Source organism: Citrobacter farmeri (assembly GCF_019048065.1).
Taxonomy (GTDB): domain Bacteria; phylum Pseudomonadota; class Gammaproteobacteria; order Enterobacterales; family Enterobacteriaceae; genus Citrobacter_A; species Citrobacter_A farmeri.
The window spans coordinates 3,000,098-3,016,055 of the sequence record NZ_CP077291.1 but is presented as its reverse complement, the minus strand read 5'-3'; the positions used below and the strand labels follow the sequence as shown (position 1 = coordinate 3,016,055).

Genomic DNA, 15,958 nt, shown 5'->3' with positions numbered 1-15,958 from the left:
TTCCGCTTGCGGTTTGTTTAGATACTGTTGAATTTCAGCTGAAAACTTACCATCAGGATCGCTATGGGTATTAAGGGAAATAAAATTAAAAAGCGCTATCTGCTGCTTATCGTCATTCTTATCCTCGGGGCATTTGCTCTCTGGCGGACGCTGAATGCGCCGTTGCCAAATTATCAGACGCTGATTGTGCGTCCGGGAGATCTACAGCAAAGCGTCCTGGCAACTGGCAAACTCGACGCGCTGCGTAAAGTTGACGTGGGTGCGCAGGTGAGCGGTCAGCTCAAAACGCTGTCAGTGGCGATTGGCGATAAGGTGAAGAAAGACCAGTTGCTGGGCGTTATCGACCCCGAGCAGGCGGAAAACCAGATCAAAGAGGTGGAAGCGACGCTGATGGAACTGCGTGCTCAGCGCCAGCAGGCCGAAGCCGAGTGGAAACTGGCGCGGGTGACGCTCTCCCGCCAGCAACAACTGGCAAAAACACAGGCCGTGTCGCAACAGGATCTGGACACCGCCGCCACGGAGATGGCGGTGAAGCAGGCGCAAATCGGCACTATTGATGCGCAGATCAAACGCAATCAGGCCTCTCTTGATACCGCGAAAACCAACCTCGACTACACCCGCATCGTCGCGCCGATGGCCGGAGAAGTCACGCAGATCACCACCCTGCAAGGGCAGACGGTGATCGCCGCGCAGCAAGCCCCGAACATTCTGACACTGGCGGACATGAGCACAATGCTGGTGAAAGCGCAGGTTTCTGAAGCCGATGTGATTCACCTAAAACCGGGGCAAAAAGCCTGGTTTACCGTGCTTGGCGATCCGCAAACCCGTTACGAAGGGACGCTGAAAGATGTGCTGCCGACGCCGGAAAAGGTTAATGATGCCATTTTCTATTACGCCCGTTTTGAAGTGCCCAATCCAAAAGGCATTCTGCGACTGGAGATGACCGCACAGGTCCATATTCAGCTAACGGACGTGAAAAATGTTCTGACGATCCCGCTTTCCGCGTTGGGCGATCCGGTTGGGGATAATCGCTACAAGGTGACCTTGCTGCGTAACGGCGAAACCCGCGAACGCGAGGTGTCAATTGGCGCGCGCAATGACACGGACGTAGAGATTGTGAAAGGACTGGAAGCCGGTGATGAAGTGGTGACGGGTGAGGGTAAACCGGGAGCTGTGCAATGACGGCATTGCTTGAGCTGAGCAATATTCGCCGCAGTTATCCCTCCGGAGAGGAACAGGTGGAGGTGCTGAAAGGCATTACGCTACAGATCAATGCCGGCGAGATGGTGGCGATCGTGGGGGCGTCTGGCTCGGGCAAATCCACGCTGATGAATATTCTGGGGTGCCTCGATAAACCGACCAGCGGCACCTACCGGGTGGCAGGACGTGATGTATCAACGCTGGACCGCGATGCGCTGGCGCAACTGCGTCGCGAGCATTTCGGCTTTATTTTCCAGCGCTATCATCTGCTGTCTCACCTGACGGCGGCGCAGAACGTCGAAGTACCCGCCGTGTATGCCGGAACGGAACGGAAACAGCGTCTGGTACGCGCGCAGGAACTGCTCCAGCGGCTTGGTCTGGGCGATCGTGTTGATTATCAACCCTCGCAGCTTTCCGGTGGTCAACAGCAGCGCGTCAGTATTGCTCGCGCACTGATGAACGGCGGACAGGTGATCCTTGCCGACGAACCGACGGGCGCGCTCGACAGCCGTTCCGGTGAAGAGGTGATGGCGATTCTGCACCAGCTGCGCGATCGTGGGCACACGGTTATTATCGTCACCCACGACCCCCTGGTTGCGTCCCAGGCGGAGCGCGTGATTGAGATTCATGATGGCGAAATTGTGCGTAATCCGCCTGCAAAGCGTGTCGCACAAGGACAGGGTATTCAGGAACCGACGGTGAAAGCGGCGTCCGGCTGGAGTCAGTTTGTTAGCGGATTCCGTGAAGCACTCACCATGGCGTGGCTGGCGATGGCGGCCAACAAAATGCGCACGCTGCTCACGATGCTTGGGATCATTATCGGCATCGCGTCGGTGGTGTCGATTGTGGTGGTCGGTGATGCGGCAAAACAGCTGGTACTGGCGGACATCCGCGCCATCGGGACCAACACCATTGATATCTATCCCGGCAAAGATTTTGGCGATGACGATCCGCAGTACCAACAGGCGCTGAAATACGACGATCTCGCAGCGATCCAGAAACAGCCCTGGGTAACCTCCGCTACGCCTGCCGTATCGCAGAATCTGCGCTTGCGCTACGGCAATACTGATGTCGCCGCCAGCGCGAACGGGGTAAGCGGCGACTATTTTAACGTCTACGGCATGACCTTCAGCGAAGGAACCACCTTTAATCGCGAACAGCTTAATGGTCGCGCGCAGGTGGTGGTACTCGACAGTAACACCCGACGTCAGTTGTTCCCGCATAAGGCGAACGTGGTGGGTGAGGTGATCCTCGTGGGAAACATGCCTGCGACGGTGATTGGCGTGGCAGAAGAGAAGCAGTCGATGTTTGGCAGTAGCAAAATTCTGCGCGTCTGGTTGCCTTACAGCACGATGTCCGGGCGCATTATGGGCCAGTCGTGGCTGAACTCAATCACCGTGCGAGTGAAGGACGGTTTTGACAGCGCGCAGGCCGAACAGCAACTCACCCGACTGCTGACGCTGCGTCATGGCAAAAAAGATTTCTTCACCTGGAATATGGATGGCGTCTTGAAAACCGCTGAAAAGACCACACGTACTCTGCAACTGTTCCTGACGCTGGTGGCGGTGATTTCACTGGTGGTTGGCGGGATCGGCGTGATGAACATTATGCTGGTGTCTGTCACGGAGCGCACGCGTGAGATCGGTATCCGGATGGCGGTTGGCGCGCGCGCCAGCGATGTGTTGCAGCAATTTTTGATTGAAGCGGTGCTGGTCTGTCTGGTGGGGGGCGCGCTGGGTATCAGCCTGTCGATGCTGATCGCCTTCACGCTGCAACTGTTCTTGCCCGGTTGGGAGATTGGCTTCTCGCCAGTGGCGCTGCTGACGGCATTTTTGTGCTCAACCTTTACCGGCATCCTGTTCGGCTGGTTACCGGCGCGCAACGCGGCGCGACTGGATCCGGTGGATGCGTTAGCGCGAGAGTAGCGTTCCTGGAAATAAAAATGCCAGCCGATCGGGCTGGCATTTTATCTGCGGGATGTACACAATGAGACAGAAGAGCTATGCAACAGCTTCTGCTTCGATAGGCACGATGACACTGGCGTGATTGCCTTTTGGCCCCTGGTGAACATCAAACTGGACAGACTGTCCGGCTTTTAGCGTTCTGTAACCATCCATCTGAATGGTGGAATAGTGAGCGAAAATATCTTCGCCGCCGCCTTCAGGGCAGATGAAACCAAACCCTTTGGCATTATTGAACCACTTAACAGTACCCGTTTCCATGCTTCGACATCCTTCGTAAATCTTATATAAGTAAGATGGAATGAACCGGTGGTGGAGTGGGGGTTGTTCAAAACCTCGCCAACTCTCGAAATTACAATTTAGAGAAATCAGGCGGGGCGTCAAGCATCTGACGGGGGTCGGTGGGTAAAAATGAATCAAAAATTTGAAGCAGTTAACGCTATTGACGGGAATGTGACAGATGTCGCGGATGCCAGTGATAGATGATAGTTATCTATTAATTGAGGTAGATTGATTGTGCACATCCGCTCTTGTCAGCGGCAGACTGCTCTGCTGGTAACCGTAACTGAAGATGACGACTGACAATGGGTAAGACGAACGACTGGCTGGATTTTGACCAGCTGGCGGCAGATAAAGTGCGTGACGCGCTTAAACCGCCATCTATGTATAAAGTGATATTAGTCAATGATGATTATACTCCGATGGAGTTTGTTATTGACGTGTTACAAAAATTCTTTTCTTATGATGTAGAACGTGCAACGCAACTGATGCTTGCGGTTCACTATCACGGTAAAGCCATCTGCGGCGTTTTCACCGCAGAGGTCGCCGAGACCAAAGTGGCGATGGTGAACACGTATGCGAGGGAGAACGAGCATCCGTTGCTGTGTACGCTGGAAAAAGCCTGAATGCAGGCATAAAAATTGGGGGAGGTGCCTATGCTCAATCAAGAACTGGAACTCAGTTTAAACATGGCTTTCGCCAGAGCGCGCGAGCACCGTCATGAGTTTATGACCGTCGAGCACTTGTTACTGGCGCTGCTCAGTAACCCATCGGCCCGCGAAGCGCTGGAAGCGTGTTCCGTGGACCTCGTGGCGCTCCGTCAGGAACTCGAAGCCTTCATTGAACAAACCACACCCGTACTGCCTGCCAGCGAAGAAGAACGCGATACGCAGCCGACGCTGAGCTTTCAGCGCGTTCTGCAACGTGCGGTTTTCCACGTTCAGTCCTCCGGGCGTAGTGAAGTGACTGGCGCAAACGTGCTGGTCGCCATCTTTAGCGAACAGGAGTCTCAGGCGGCCTACCTGCTGCGTAAGCATGAGGTCAGCCGTCTCGATGTGGTCAACTTTATTTCTCACGGTACGCGCAAAGATGAGCCGAGTCAGTCGTCTGATTCCGGCAGTCAGCCTAATACCGAAGAGCAAGCTGGCGGGGAGGAACGTATGGAGAACTTCACGACTAACCTTAACCAGCTTGCCCGTGTTGGCGGTATTGATCCGCTGATCGGTCGTGACAAAGAACTGGAGCGTGCCATTCAGGTGCTGTGCCGCCGGCGTAAAAATAACCCGCTGTTGGTGGGGGAATCCGGCGTCGGGAAGACGGCGATTGCCGAAGGCCTGGCCTGGCGTATCGTACAGGGTGACGTGCCGGAAGTGATGGCGGATTGCACCATCTACTCGCTGGATATCGGTTCGCTGCTCGCGGGCACCAAATATCGCGGTGACTTTGAAAAACGCTTCAAAGCGCTGCTGAAACAACTGGAACAGGATACCAACAGCATCCTGTTTATCGATGAGATCCACACCATTATTGGTGCGGGGGCGGCCTCGGGCGGTCAGGTGGATGCCGCAAACCTGATTAAACCCCTGCTTTCCGGCGGTAAGATCCGCGTGATCGGCTCTACGACCTATCAGGAATTCAGCAATATTTTCGAAAAAGACCGTGCGTTAGCTCGTCGCTTCCAGAAAATTGATATTACTGAACCGTCGGTGGAAGAGACCGTACAGATCATCAATGGTCTGAAGCCGAAGTACGAAGCGCACCACGACGTGCGTTATACCGCGAAAGCGGTGCGAGCGGCGGTTGAGCTGGCGGTGAAATACATCAACGATCGTCATCTGCCGGATAAAGCGATTGACGTTATTGACGAAGCCGGGGCGCGTGCGCGTCTGATGCCGGTCAGCAAGCGCAAGAAAACCGTCAACGTGGCGGATATCGAGTCTGTGGTGGCGCGTATTGCGCGTATTCCGGAAAAGAGCGTGTCGCAAAGCGATCGCGATACGCTGAAAAACCTTGGCGACCGTCTGAAAATGCTGGTCTTTGGACAGGATAAAGCCATTGAGGCGCTGACCGAAGCCATCAAGATGAGCCGCGCGGGTCTGGGACACGAGCATAAGCCGGTAGGCTCCTTCCTGTTTGCCGGACCGACCGGTGTCGGGAAAACCGAGGTGACCGTGCAGCTTTCCAAAGCGCTGGGAATCGAACTACTGCGTTTTGACATGTCCGAGTATATGGAGCGTCATACCGTCAGCCGCCTGATTGGCGCGCCTCCAGGATACGTGGGCTTCGATCAGGGTGGTCTGTTGACGGATGCGGTCATCAAGCATCCCCATGCGGTACTGCTGCTGGATGAAATCGAAAAAGCGCACCCGGACGTCTTTAACCTGCTGTTGCAGGTGATGGACAACGGCACTCTTACGGACAATAACGGACGTAAAGCCGATTTCCGCAACGTGGTGCTGGTGATGACGACCAACGCCGGCGTTCGTGAAACGGAACGTAAATCGATTGGCCTGATTCATCAGGACAACAGCACTGACGCGATGAGTGAAATCAAGAAAGTGTTTACGCCGGAGTTCCGTAACCGTCTCGACAATATTATCTGGTTCGAACACCTGTCTACTGAGGTGATCCATCAGGTTGTCGATAAGTTCATCGTCGAGCTGCAGGTTCAACTGGATCAGAAAGGTGTCTCCCTGGAAGTCAGCCAGGAAGCACGTAACTGGTTAGCTGAGAAGGGCTACGATCGGGCAATGGGCGCACGTCCAATGGCACGTGTGATTCAGGATAACCTGAAAAAACCATTGGCGAACGAACTGCTGTTTGGCTCGCTGGTGGACGGCGGACAGGTGACCGTGGCACTGGATAAAGAGAAAAATGAACTGACCTATGGCTTCCAGAGTGCGCAGAAGCACAAGCCGGAAGCCGCACATTAATCTCCACACTCTCTTAGCTGACTGACGAACCGGGCCGCGTGCCCGGTTCTTTTTTGTATGAGGTTAGCAAACTTCAGCTCAACCGTCGGTTTTCGTCCCCAGGAGCCTATATTTTTTAATTTCAGATTATTCTTCACCCGCAGAGGGCGAGGATATTAATAATTATTTAACAATAAATTCTGGAATCTATTTCACTTAATTAAGAATCATCCAAAGCTAATATTATGATTCTGAAATCATTATCGCGCTATTCACGGAAAATTCTTACCGTCAATTACTTCAAAGTTGAATAGTGGTCAGGCTAATAAATCAGTATTTACATTTTGAAATAGATAATATATGTTGTCCTTGCAGTTTTCTTCAAATTTTATTTATTAAGGATAGCCAAATGAAAGTAATTCTGGGTTTCGATAGTCTTCTGACACCTAAAATCATGGTGTTTTTATACTGGATTTTTATGGTCTTAGTGGTCGTTGGTGGCGTAATTTCTATATTTAACGGTCAAATCATTGCAGGATTATTTGGCACAGTGCTTAGTCTGGTTGGCTGTCGCGTCATGTTTGAACTTATTATGATTGCTTTTAAAAACAATGAGTACCTGCGCCTGATTGCGCAGAGTACCAATAAAGCAGAATAATGGGTCGTCTTCGGTATTAATCCTGGCCTACCACAATGTGATATTTACTTCTACACCGATATAACATTCTGGCACTTTTTTATTCATGCAATGTGCCTGAATGTTTCATTAAGCTAATGAATCGGCAGATGCCCTCAGGCGCTTGAAAATAGTATAGATCTAAAAAAGTGTGGTAGGGCAGGTAGCGCGTCAAATACATTAGACATTACCAGGTCGTTAGTCCCCAATCTAACATTAGAAAGTGTGATAATTACTGTTGTGGAAAATATCCTAAGTTGTTTCCGCGCATGTTCAGGTATTTGAACGGAAGTATTTATACCGAGCTTCCTTTTAATCACAAATCCTGAATGAATGTGCGTAATATAGCTAATTGAGCAACCTGGCTTTTCCTTCAGACAATATGTGCAGCCAGAACATGCTAATCACTTACCGTCGTGACGTGAAAGACAAGACCTGTAAAAAGCTTTTACTGGCACTCAGTGTCAGTCCGTTTGCGTGGCGGTGGGCCAGATCTGAGATATGGCGTCCGTGAGCGTATAAATGAGTCGTTCAACGTCATCCTGCGCGGTTTCGTGTAACGCTTCGGCGACAATCAGCACCCTGGACGTACTTTGCTTAACGGCCGACCAGCCGCTTTGCCGATGGGTCCAGCGTCGGGCATGGGCTCGTCCGGAATCATCGGCAAAGATTATTTCACCGGGTTCAGGATGCTCAGTCTCTCCGGAAAAGGTCTCATAGAACTCATCCCCACGGGCGGGGCGTACCGTTAACGCACCACTGATCTGGTCGATATCAAACACGGCAACCGGTATGGCAAAGGCGAGTGAAACGGCATTGCACAGGTCAATCATCGGATGTAGCGTCGGTAATTCACCACTCTTACGATATCGCCTTAACAGGGATTCCGACGCACAGCGATACTGCGTTGGCTTAAGACCTAATTCGGAAAACGCACGACGCCAGGCCTTTATTTCAGCAAACTCACCTTCGCGGCATGTCGCCAGTCGCTTATCGGCGACCGCAAGTAACCGAGCGATGTGTGCACTCGAATCGGCATTCGCGTGGATCCCATTAATACTCATCGTCACGGTACGAAGTTGTCCGAATCTCGTATGCATTTCAGGGGCATAACATAACTGCATTGATATTTTCTCCTTTTGCACCATTTCTGACAGCATGCCAGTCGTGTTGTGCGCTGTATTGGATAAAATTGCAGATGGCTTCAATAGCGGACAAAACGTGAATATGGCGGTGAGGGGGGGAACTTCGCTCGCCCGTTGTCGAACCCCTGTCGGGTGTTCTCATCCCCCCTGGGGTGTGCAATATGCGAAAAAAAAGCCCGTACTTGCGTACGAGCTCTTCTTCAAATATGGCGGTGAGGGGGGGATTCGAACCCCCGATACGTTGCCGTATACACACTTTCCAGGCGTGCTCCTTCAGCCACTCGGACACCTCACCATATTGTATTGCTGCCTTACCACCAGGGGGCAACGGGGCGCTACTATAGGGAGTTGCGCTAAAACGGTCAAGCAGTATTTACGCTTTGCTTCTCGTTTGGTTACGCATTGTACACCTTCCCCTACGTCAGCCATTGGGGAAGCGATTTAGCGTTGTGAATCCGGTATTTCGCGGTGCTTCACGACCTCCTCTCGCTCAGATTTGACCAAAGCGACCCGCGATTTATCGCAGACCGATATGCTGGCACTACGCGAGTGTCGTACAACTTCCCATCTTAATGGTCAAAGAACCGCTCGCTGCGGGTGAACTGGTCGCACTACTGGAAGGATGGGAACTCCGAAGCGAGGTGATTCCTGCGGTTTTCCTTCACGCAGGGGATTGCTGCCGTCGGTCAGAGCGCTGGTAGATTTCCTGATGGACGAATACGCGCGGATGACGGAAGAATAGCGGCGGTTTTCACGCAACAAAAAAGGCCGGACAGACCGACCTTTTATTATCTGTACGCCATTCGGGCGTGAAAACAATCAGCGACTACGGAAGACAATGCGGCCTTTGCTCAGGTCGTACGGGGTCAGCTCAACAGTCACTTTGTCGCCCGTCAGGATGCGGATATAGTTCTTACGCATTTTACCGGAGATGTGTGCAGTAACCACGTGACCGTTTTCTAACTCTACGCGGAACATGGTATTAGGTAACGTTTCGAGAACGGTACCCTGCATTTCAATATTGTCTTCTTTGGCCATCTAATCCTCTGGGGTATCACTACCGTAATTTGAACCGGCAAGATAATGCCGAAGTTCTTTTAATAAGTAAAGATTTGCACGTTTAAAACGCAGCAAACAAAATTTGGCGCATTACTCCGGATTGCTTAAAAAACACACGGCAAAGCCGCACGTGAAGCGCAACGTATAAGGGAGCGATGAGATAAACGATGGCGTTACCTGACGCGAACGGATCCTTAACGGCAGCGGGGTAATGGGCTAAACCAACTCTGCGACCGCAATTATAACACCCTGACAAAAAATGTGCCGAAAACATTCACCTCTGGGGCAAAAATAACGTACGAGGGACCCAAAAATCACGGGGTAAACGTTGCTGGCGCAACGCATCGAGGTGTTCCAGATACACCCGGCGCGGAATTTCGATCGCTCCTAATGATTCGGTATGACTATTGAGCACCTGGCAATCCATTAATTTACCGCCGTGGCGGACAAATTCTGCGCAAAAAACCAGCAGCGCGGTTTTTGACGCGTTCTCTTGCCGACTGAACATCGATTCTCCGCAAAACAGGGCACCCTGGGAAACGCCATACATCCCACCAACCAGCTCGTTTTCGCGCCAGACCTCAATGGAATGCGCGTGTCCCAGTTCGTGCAGTCGGTGATAGGCTTCCACCACACCCTGAGTGATCCATGTCCCCTCATCGCGATCGTTGGCGCACCCTTCGATGACCTGACCAAACGCATAGTTCAGAGTGACACGATACGGGGAACGCTTATGAAAGCGCTTCATGCTGCGGCTAATATGAAAAGTGTCAGGCCACAGAATGGCCCGAGGGTCTGGCGACCACCAGAGAATAGGATCGCCAGGCGAAAACCACGGGAAAATACCCCGCTGATAGGCCATCAACAGACGCGCAGGGCTCAGATCGCCCCCAAGCGCCAGCAGGCCGTTTGGCTCTCGTAAAGCACCCTCCGGCGAAGGGAAGGCGATAGAGTGTCGGGAAAGCTGAACCAGGCGCATGACAGCAGAACTCCAGTACGCGAGTCGGATCGTTCAATAATAGCTTACAGACCTTGCTTAAACTGGTAATAACGACCCTGCTGCGCTAACAGATCTGCGTGATTACCTTGCTCAATAATTTGGCCGTTGTCCATCACTATTATTTGATCAAAACGAGCAAGTCCGCGCAGGCGATGCGTCACCATCAGTAACGTTTTTTCGCGCATCACATCTGCCAGCAATTCAAGCATTTGGATTTCGGTGGTCGCATCCAGTCCTTCCGTCGGTTCATCAAGCAGCATCAGCGGCGCATCGTGCAGCAGTGCACGGGCGATCGCCAGACGACGTAGTTCACCACCGGATAACTGACGACCCCCTTCTCCCAGCCAACTGTTGAGGCCGGTATCGTCAAGGAGTTTCTCCAGTCCGACACGGCGCAGCGTGTCCGCCAGCTGCTCGTCACTGGCATCAGGCGCGGCAAGCAGCAAATTGTCGCGAAGGGTGGCGCTGAACAAGTGCACGCGCTGAGGCACGACACTGATGGTCTTGCGCAACGTCGCTTCATTCAATGCCGCTATCGGACGGTCGTTAAGCAGGATCTCACCCTGCTGCGGATCCCACGCGCGCGTGAGCAGTTGCAGTAATGTCGACTTCCCACACCCGGTGCGTCCAAGAATGGCGATGTGTTCGCCGGGATTTACCTGTAGAGAGAGCGAATCCAGCGCCTTTTGCGCCTGCTCTGGATAGCTGAATGAAACATCATGTAGCGTCAGGGTGACTTGTTCCGGGACGTCTGACACGTCAGTCGGGAAAGTGACTTCCGGCTTCTGTTCGGTCAGTTCCGTGATCCGCACGGCGGAGGCGATGACCTGGCCCAGGTGCTGAAATGCACCGGTAACCGGAGCCAGTGCTTCAAACGCCGCCAGCGCGCAAAAGACAAACAGGGCAATCAGCGCGCCTGGCTGGGCGTTCCCACCCACGCCGCCTGCCGCCATCCACAGCATCAGCAAGATGGCAACGGCGCCGATCAGCAACATTAGCGCCTGCGACAGTGCCGTCAGTTCAGACTGGCGGCGCTGTGCTTCGTGCCACTGTAATTCTGTGGTTTCCATTTGCGCGCGATAGCGGTCGCTGGCGCCAAAAATAGTCAGTTCAGCCTGGCCCTGTAGCCACGCGGTTAGCTGCTGACGATACTGTCCGCGCAGGTGGGTCAGGTTTTGCCCGGTGGTTTTCCCGGCGCGATAAAATACCGGCGGCATAATAAACAGCGTCAGCAGCATCACACCTCCGAGAGTGCAGGCAAGGGTGACGTCAAGCACGCTCAGACCGATTGTCACAACCATAATCACCACAAAGGCACCCACCAGCGGCGATATGACGCGCAGGTAGAGGTGATCCAGCGTATCCACGTCCGCCACAATGCGGTTCAACAGTTCGCCCTGACGATAACGGGCCAGTCCGGCAGGGGAGAGCGGCAACAGCTTGCTGAAGGTGTGGATGCGCAAATGCTGCAGCACGCGGAAGGTCGCATCGTGGCTGACCAGCCGCTCGAAATAACGTCCGGCAGTCCGGGTGATAGCCGCGCCGCGCACACCCGCCGCAGGGAGCATATAGTTAAAACTGTAAATACCGGCAAAGCCCGCCACGGCAGACGCTGAGAGGAACCAGCCGGACAGCGTCAGCAGGCCAATACTGGCAAGCAGGGTGACGATTGCCAGCACAATACCCAGCGTTAACATCCATTTGTGACGTTTATAGAGCGTCAGATAAGGCAGAAGCGCACGCATTTAGATCTCCTCCTGACGATGGGCCAACAGCATCGCAAACGCGCCGTCAGCGCTACTCAACTCGGCCCAGGAGCCTTGTTCGATAATCTGTCCGTCCTGCATCACCCAAATCGTGTCCCAGTCGGCAAGGTCTTCAAGCTGATGTGTGACCATCAGCGTTGTCTGGCGCTTTGAGGCTGCTTTCAGCGCCTGCATGACTCGCTGTTCACTATGGGCATCCAGGCTGGCTGCCGGTTCATCCAGCAGCAGTAACTTGCAGGGATTAAGGAGCGCACGAGCTACCGCCACGCGCTGAGCCTGGCCGACGGACAGGCGTCCGGCCTGATCGCCAACGGGGGTATCCACTCCCTGCGGCAACAGCGGCAGGAATTCGCTGACCCAACTGCTGTCGAGCGCTGCGCGTAGTTCTTGCTCACTGGCATTCGGGCGCGCCAGCAGAACGTTCTCCCGTATCGTTGCTGCGGGCAACTGTGGGTTTTGCCCCACCCAGGAGAGATGCTTACGCCAGGACTCAGGGGACAAATCGCGCAGTTCCACACCGTTTATGCGCAGCGAGCCCTGATAAGAAAGGAAACCGGAAAGCGCATTCAGCAATGAACTCTTGCCTGAACCGCTACGACCGACCAGCACGGTGCGCTGCCCGGCAGGAAGCGAGAAGTTCAGCGGTCCTGCCAGCGTTTTACCGTCCGGGGAGGTGATAATGAGATCTTCAGCGTCAATGGATACAGGTTCTTGCGTAGATAATTCAACGTCGCCGCGTTCCGGGTGGGCAAGCGGCGTTTCCATGAACGTTTTCAGACTGTCAGCCGCACCTACCGCCTGCGCTTTGGCGTGATAAAACGTGCCTAAATCGCGCAGCGGCTGGAAAAACTCAGGGGCCAGAATAAGTGCCAGGAAGCCCGCCGCCAGCGTAACGCCCGTACCGTAGTGGCCGAAATTAAGTTCGCCGAGGTAGGAAAAGCCAAAGTAAACGGCGACCAGCGCGATGGAAAGCGAGGTGAAAAACTCCAGTACGCCCGATGATAAAAAGGCGAGGCGCAGCACTTCCATCGTGCGCTGGCGGAAATCTTGCGACGCGGCGCGGATGCTTTCCGTTTCCGCTTCACCGCGACCAAAAATGCGCAGGGTATCCATTCCGCGTAAGCGATCGAGAAAATGCCCGCTCAGACGGGCCAGCGCCAGGAAATTCCGACGGTTAGCATCGGCAGCGCCCATACCAACCATCGCCATAAACAGGGGGATCAGCGGGGCGGTGCCGAGCAGGATCAATGCCGCAGCCCAGTTTGACGGAAAAATTGCCGCTACGATCAGGATGGGCACACACACTGCCAGCGCCATCTGCGGCAGATAACGTGCGTAGTAATCGTGCATATCGTCAATTTGTTCCAGCACCAGCGTGGCCCAACTTCCTGCCGGCCGCCCCTGAATCCACGCCGGACCGGCCTGTTGCAGGCGATTGAGGACCTGGCGGCGGATCTCAAACCGGATATGTTGTCCCGCATGGAATCCCACGCGTTCGCGTAACCACACCACCCATGCACGCAGGATAAAGATCAGCACCAGCACGACAAAGGGCAACAGCAATGCCTCGCGCGGGATATTCTCCATGATCATATGCTGTAAAATGCGAGCCATGATCCAGGCCTGAGCGACAATCAGTACACCACTCACGAACCCCAGCAGGCGGGAAATCATGAGCCAGCGTGGGGAAATGATACTTTGTTGTTTTAACCAGCGGGTTAGCTCTTGTTGACGAGTTTTATTCATTGCGCGCTTTGCAGGTGAGTTATCAGAGTTTTTTTGGCAGGGCAATGTTACAACGGAGCAAAAATAAAGGCGACTTATAGTCGCCTTATTTACTTTTGTTACTGATTTGTAAAAACTATTTGCACGCGTCGGCTAAACCGTCGAGGTAACGTTCAGCATCCAGCGCAGCCATACAACCGGTACCCGCGGAGGTGATAGCCTGACGGTAAATGTGGTCCATCACGTCACCCGCGGCAAAGACGCCCGGGATACTGGTCTGGGTCGCGTTGCCGTGACTTCCGGACTGCACTTTGATGTAGCCGTTTTCGAGCTCAAGCTGACCCTCGAAAATCGCCGTGTTCGGACTGTGGCCGATAGCAACGAACAGACCCGCGACCTCCAGCGACTCAATGTTGTCCGTATTCTGCGTATCGCGCAGGCGCAAACCCGTAACGCCCATCTGATCGCCGGTCACTTCTTCCAGCGTGCGATGAGTGTGCAGCACGATGTTGCCGTTCTCCACTTTGTCCATCAGACGTTTAATCAGAATTTTTTCCGCGCGGAAACCGTCACGGCGGTGAATCAGGTGAACTTCAGAGGCAATGTTCGCCAGATACAGCGCTTCTTCGACGGCAGTGTTACCGCCACCGATGACTGCAACTTTCTGGTTGCGATAGAAAAAACCGTCACAGGTTGCGCAGGCCGAAACGCCACGGCCTTTGAATGCCTCTTCTGACGGCAGACCGAGATAACGGGCGGACGCACCGGTTGCGATAATCAGCGCATCACAGGTGTACTCTGCACTGTCACCGATCAGACGGAACGGACGGTTTTGCAGGTCTACTTTATTGATGTGATCGAAGATGATCTCGGTTTCAAACTTAGTTGCATGCTCGTGCATACGTTCCATCAGCAAAGGACCGGTCAGATCGTTCGGATCGCCAGGCCAGTTTTCCACTTCCGTCGTGGTGGTCAGTTGACCGCCTTTTTCCATCCCGGTAATCAACACCGGCTGCAGGTTGGCGCGCGCAGCATAGACAGCCGCGGTATATCCCGCCGGGCCGGAACCCAGAATAAGCAGTTTACTGTGTTTGGTCGTGCCCATGAGATCCTCATTGTTGTTGGCAGGCAATGGGCTGGATTGTAGGGAATTTGACGGCGTAAAAAAAGAGTATAGCGATTTTGTTAACAATTTGTGTAATAGGCGAGGGCAATGGGTGAACAAATCTGCAGTAGGGCCATAATGAATTCTACTTAAAATCGCTCAGTTATAAGGTGATAAAATGATGAATCTTCTTAACGCCTAATGAATAACTGGCATGTTGTACTAAAAATCGATGTTTTGCTTTGACAATCACCTGCCGTTTTGCGAAAACATTCGAGGAAGAAAAAAACAGTGTTGTGTGTGTGCCGCATAATCATGCATATAAATACCATGTTTACCGGGCTAGCGAAATCTACGCATGGCGTGGACAGACGCCATCCGTGATGTCGATAGCTGCCGTCAGGCAACGGTCTTCTCACTATAGACCCAGGCATTGCGCGCCGTTAATCCTCTGGGTTTCGGTCTATTGTGATGGGCATCGACTCTCGACAATGATGTTTGATGAGTCAGGCAGGAGTAGGGAAGGAATACAGAGAGACAATAATAATGGTAGATAGCAAGAAGCGCCCTGGCAAAGATCTCGACCGTATCGATCGTAACATTCTTAATGAGTTGCAAAAGGATGGGCGTATTTCTAACGTCGAGCTTTCTAAACGAGTGGGACTTTCCCCGACGCCCTGCCTTGAGCGTGTGCGTCGACTGGAAAGACAGGGTTTCATTCAGGGCTATACAGCTCTGTTAAACCCACATTATCTGGATGCATCACTTCTGGTATTTGTTGAGATTACTCTGAATCGTGGCGCTCCGGATGTGTTTGAACAATTCAACGCCGCTGTACAAAAACTTGAAGAAATTCAAGAGTGTCATTTGGTGTCCGGTGATTTTGACTACCTGTTGAAAACACGTGTACCGGACATGTCAGCGTACCGTAAGCTGCTAGGGGAAACCCTGCTGCGTCTGCCTGGCGTGAATGACACACGTACCTATGTGGTAATGGAAGAAGTCAAACAGAGTAATCGTCTGGTTATTAAGACGCGCTAATACGGAACAGGTGCAAAATCGGCGTATTTTGATTACACTCCTGTTAATCCATACAGCAACAGTGCCGGGGTGACCCGGTGCTGTTGTCC

General features: G+C 53.1%; 14 protein-coding genes, 1 tRNA gene and 1 pseudogene. 8 read left to right on the top strand and 8 right to left on the bottom strand.

Annotated features, from left to right (window positions below; translation table 11 throughout):
• The first annotated feature begins 63 nt into the window (after positions 1-63).
• Together macA and macB are read left to right on the top strand one after the other, a co-directional pair.
• Positions 64-1,182 carry a macrolide transporter subunit MacA gene (gene macA / locus I6L53_RS14205; protein WP_042320282.1) on the top strand — a complete coding sequence of 373 codons (1,119 nt, stop codon included), beginning with the start codon at positions 64-66 and terminating at the stop codon, positions 1,180-1,182.
• On the top strand, positions 1,179-3,125 hold the full coding sequence (gene macB, locus I6L53_RS14200) for a macrolide ABC transporter ATP-binding protein/permease MacB (protein WP_042320280.1): 1,947 nt from the start codon (positions 1,179-1,181) through the stop codon (positions 3,123-3,125). Before macA ends, macB begins: the two co-directional genes overlap by 4 nt.
• A gap of 75 nt (positions 3,126-3,200) precedes the next feature.
• Here the strand turns inward: macB and cspD are convergent, their stop codons facing one another.
• Positions 3,201-3,422, bottom strand: a complete 222-nt coding sequence (gene cspD, locus I6L53_RS14195; protein WP_042284847.1) for a cold shock-like protein CspD — start codon at positions 3,420-3,422, stop codon at positions 3,201-3,203.
• 150 nt (positions 3,423-3,572) lie between these two features.
• Here cspD and I6L53_RS14190 point away from each other — a divergent pair, with 150 nt between their 5' ends.
• The 4 genes from I6L53_RS14190 to I6L53_RS14175 all read left to right on the top strand — a co-directional run bounded on the left by I6L53_RS14190 (position 3,573) and on the right by I6L53_RS14175 (position 7,010).
• On the top strand, positions 3,573-3,647 hold the full coding sequence (locus I6L53_RS14190) for a hypothetical protein (protein WP_216526604.1): 75 nt from the start codon (positions 3,573-3,575) through the stop codon (positions 3,645-3,647).
• A 98-nt stretch (positions 3,648-3,745) separates the two neighbouring features.
• A complete protein-coding gene (gene clpS, locus I6L53_RS14185; protein WP_042320277.1) occupies positions 3,746-4,066 on the top strand; it encodes an ATP-dependent Clp protease adapter ClpS in 321 nt (106 codons plus the stop codon).
• Between the two features lie 30 nt (positions 4,067-4,096).
• Positions 4,097-6,373: an ATP-dependent Clp protease ATP-binding subunit ClpA gene (gene clpA / locus I6L53_RS14180; protein ID WP_042320275.1), complete on the top strand. Its 2,277-nt coding sequence runs from the start codon at positions 4,097-4,099 to the stop codon at positions 6,371-6,373.
• Between the two features lie 388 nt (positions 6,374-6,761).
• Positions 6,762-7,010 carry a DUF4282 domain-containing protein gene (locus tag I6L53_RS14175; RefSeq protein WP_042320273.1) on the top strand — a complete coding sequence of 83 codons (249 nt, stop codon included), beginning with the start codon at positions 6,762-6,764 and terminating at the stop codon, positions 7,008-7,010.
• A 482-nt stretch (positions 7,011-7,492) separates the two neighbouring features.
• Here I6L53_RS14175 and I6L53_RS14170 read toward each other — a convergent pair whose 3' ends face one another.
• Together I6L53_RS14170 and I6L53_RS14165 are read right to left on the bottom strand one after the other, a co-directional pair.
• Positions 7,493-8,152: a B3/B4 domain-containing protein gene (locus I6L53_RS14170; RefSeq protein WP_042320271.1), complete on the bottom strand. Its 660-nt coding sequence runs from the start codon at positions 8,150-8,152 to the stop codon at positions 7,493-7,495.
• Between the two features lie 228 nt (positions 8,153-8,380).
• Positions 8,381-8,468, bottom strand: a tRNA-Ser gene (locus I6L53_RS14165).
• Between the two features lie 256 nt (positions 8,469-8,724).
• Here I6L53_RS14165 and I6L53_RS23655 point away from each other — a divergent pair.
• Positions 8,725-8,915 (top strand): annotated as a pseudogene (locus tag I6L53_RS23655) (LysR family transcriptional regulator); the annotation flags it as partial.
• Positions 8,916-8,992: 77 nt separating this feature from the next.
• Here I6L53_RS23655 and infA read toward each other — a convergent pair.
• The 5 genes from infA to trxB form a co-directional block, all read right to left on the bottom strand.
• Positions 8,993-9,211, bottom strand: coding sequence for a translation initiation factor IF-1 (infA, locus tag I6L53_RS14160; RefSeq protein ID WP_001040187.1), 219 nt, complete (start codon positions 9,209-9,211; stop codon positions 8,993-8,995).
• Positions 9,212-9,506: 295 nt separating this feature from the next.
• Positions 9,507-10,211 (bottom strand): leucyl/phenylalanyl-tRNA--protein transferase, encoded by a 705-nt coding sequence (gene aat / locus I6L53_RS14150; protein WP_042320269.1) that lies wholly within the window; start codon positions 10,209-10,211, stop codon positions 9,507-9,509.
• Between the two features lie 44 nt (positions 10,212-10,255).
• On the bottom strand, positions 10,256-11,977 hold the full coding sequence (gene cydC, locus I6L53_RS14145; RefSeq protein WP_042320267.1) for a heme ABC transporter ATP-binding protein/permease CydC: 1,722 nt from the start codon (positions 11,975-11,977) through the stop codon (positions 10,256-10,258).
• Positions 11,978-13,744 carry a heme ABC transporter permease/ATP-binding protein CydD gene (gene cydD, locus I6L53_RS14140; protein ID WP_042320266.1) on the bottom strand — a complete coding sequence of 589 codons (1,767 nt, stop codon included), beginning with the start codon at positions 13,742-13,744 and terminating at the stop codon, positions 11,978-11,980.
• 115 nt (positions 13,745-13,859) lie between these two features.
• Positions 13,860-14,828 carry a thioredoxin-disulfide reductase gene (gene trxB, locus I6L53_RS14135; protein WP_042320261.1) on the bottom strand — a complete coding sequence of 323 codons (969 nt, stop codon included), beginning with the start codon at positions 14,826-14,828 and terminating at the stop codon, positions 13,860-13,862.
• 546 nt (positions 14,829-15,374) lie between these two features.
• Here trxB and lrp point away from each other — a divergent pair.
• Positions 15,375-15,869, top strand: coding sequence for a leucine-responsive transcriptional regulator Lrp (lrp, locus tag I6L53_RS14130; RefSeq protein WP_000228469.1), 495 nt, complete (start codon positions 15,375-15,377; stop codon positions 15,867-15,869).
• Positions 15,870-15,958 lie beyond the last annotated feature (89 nt).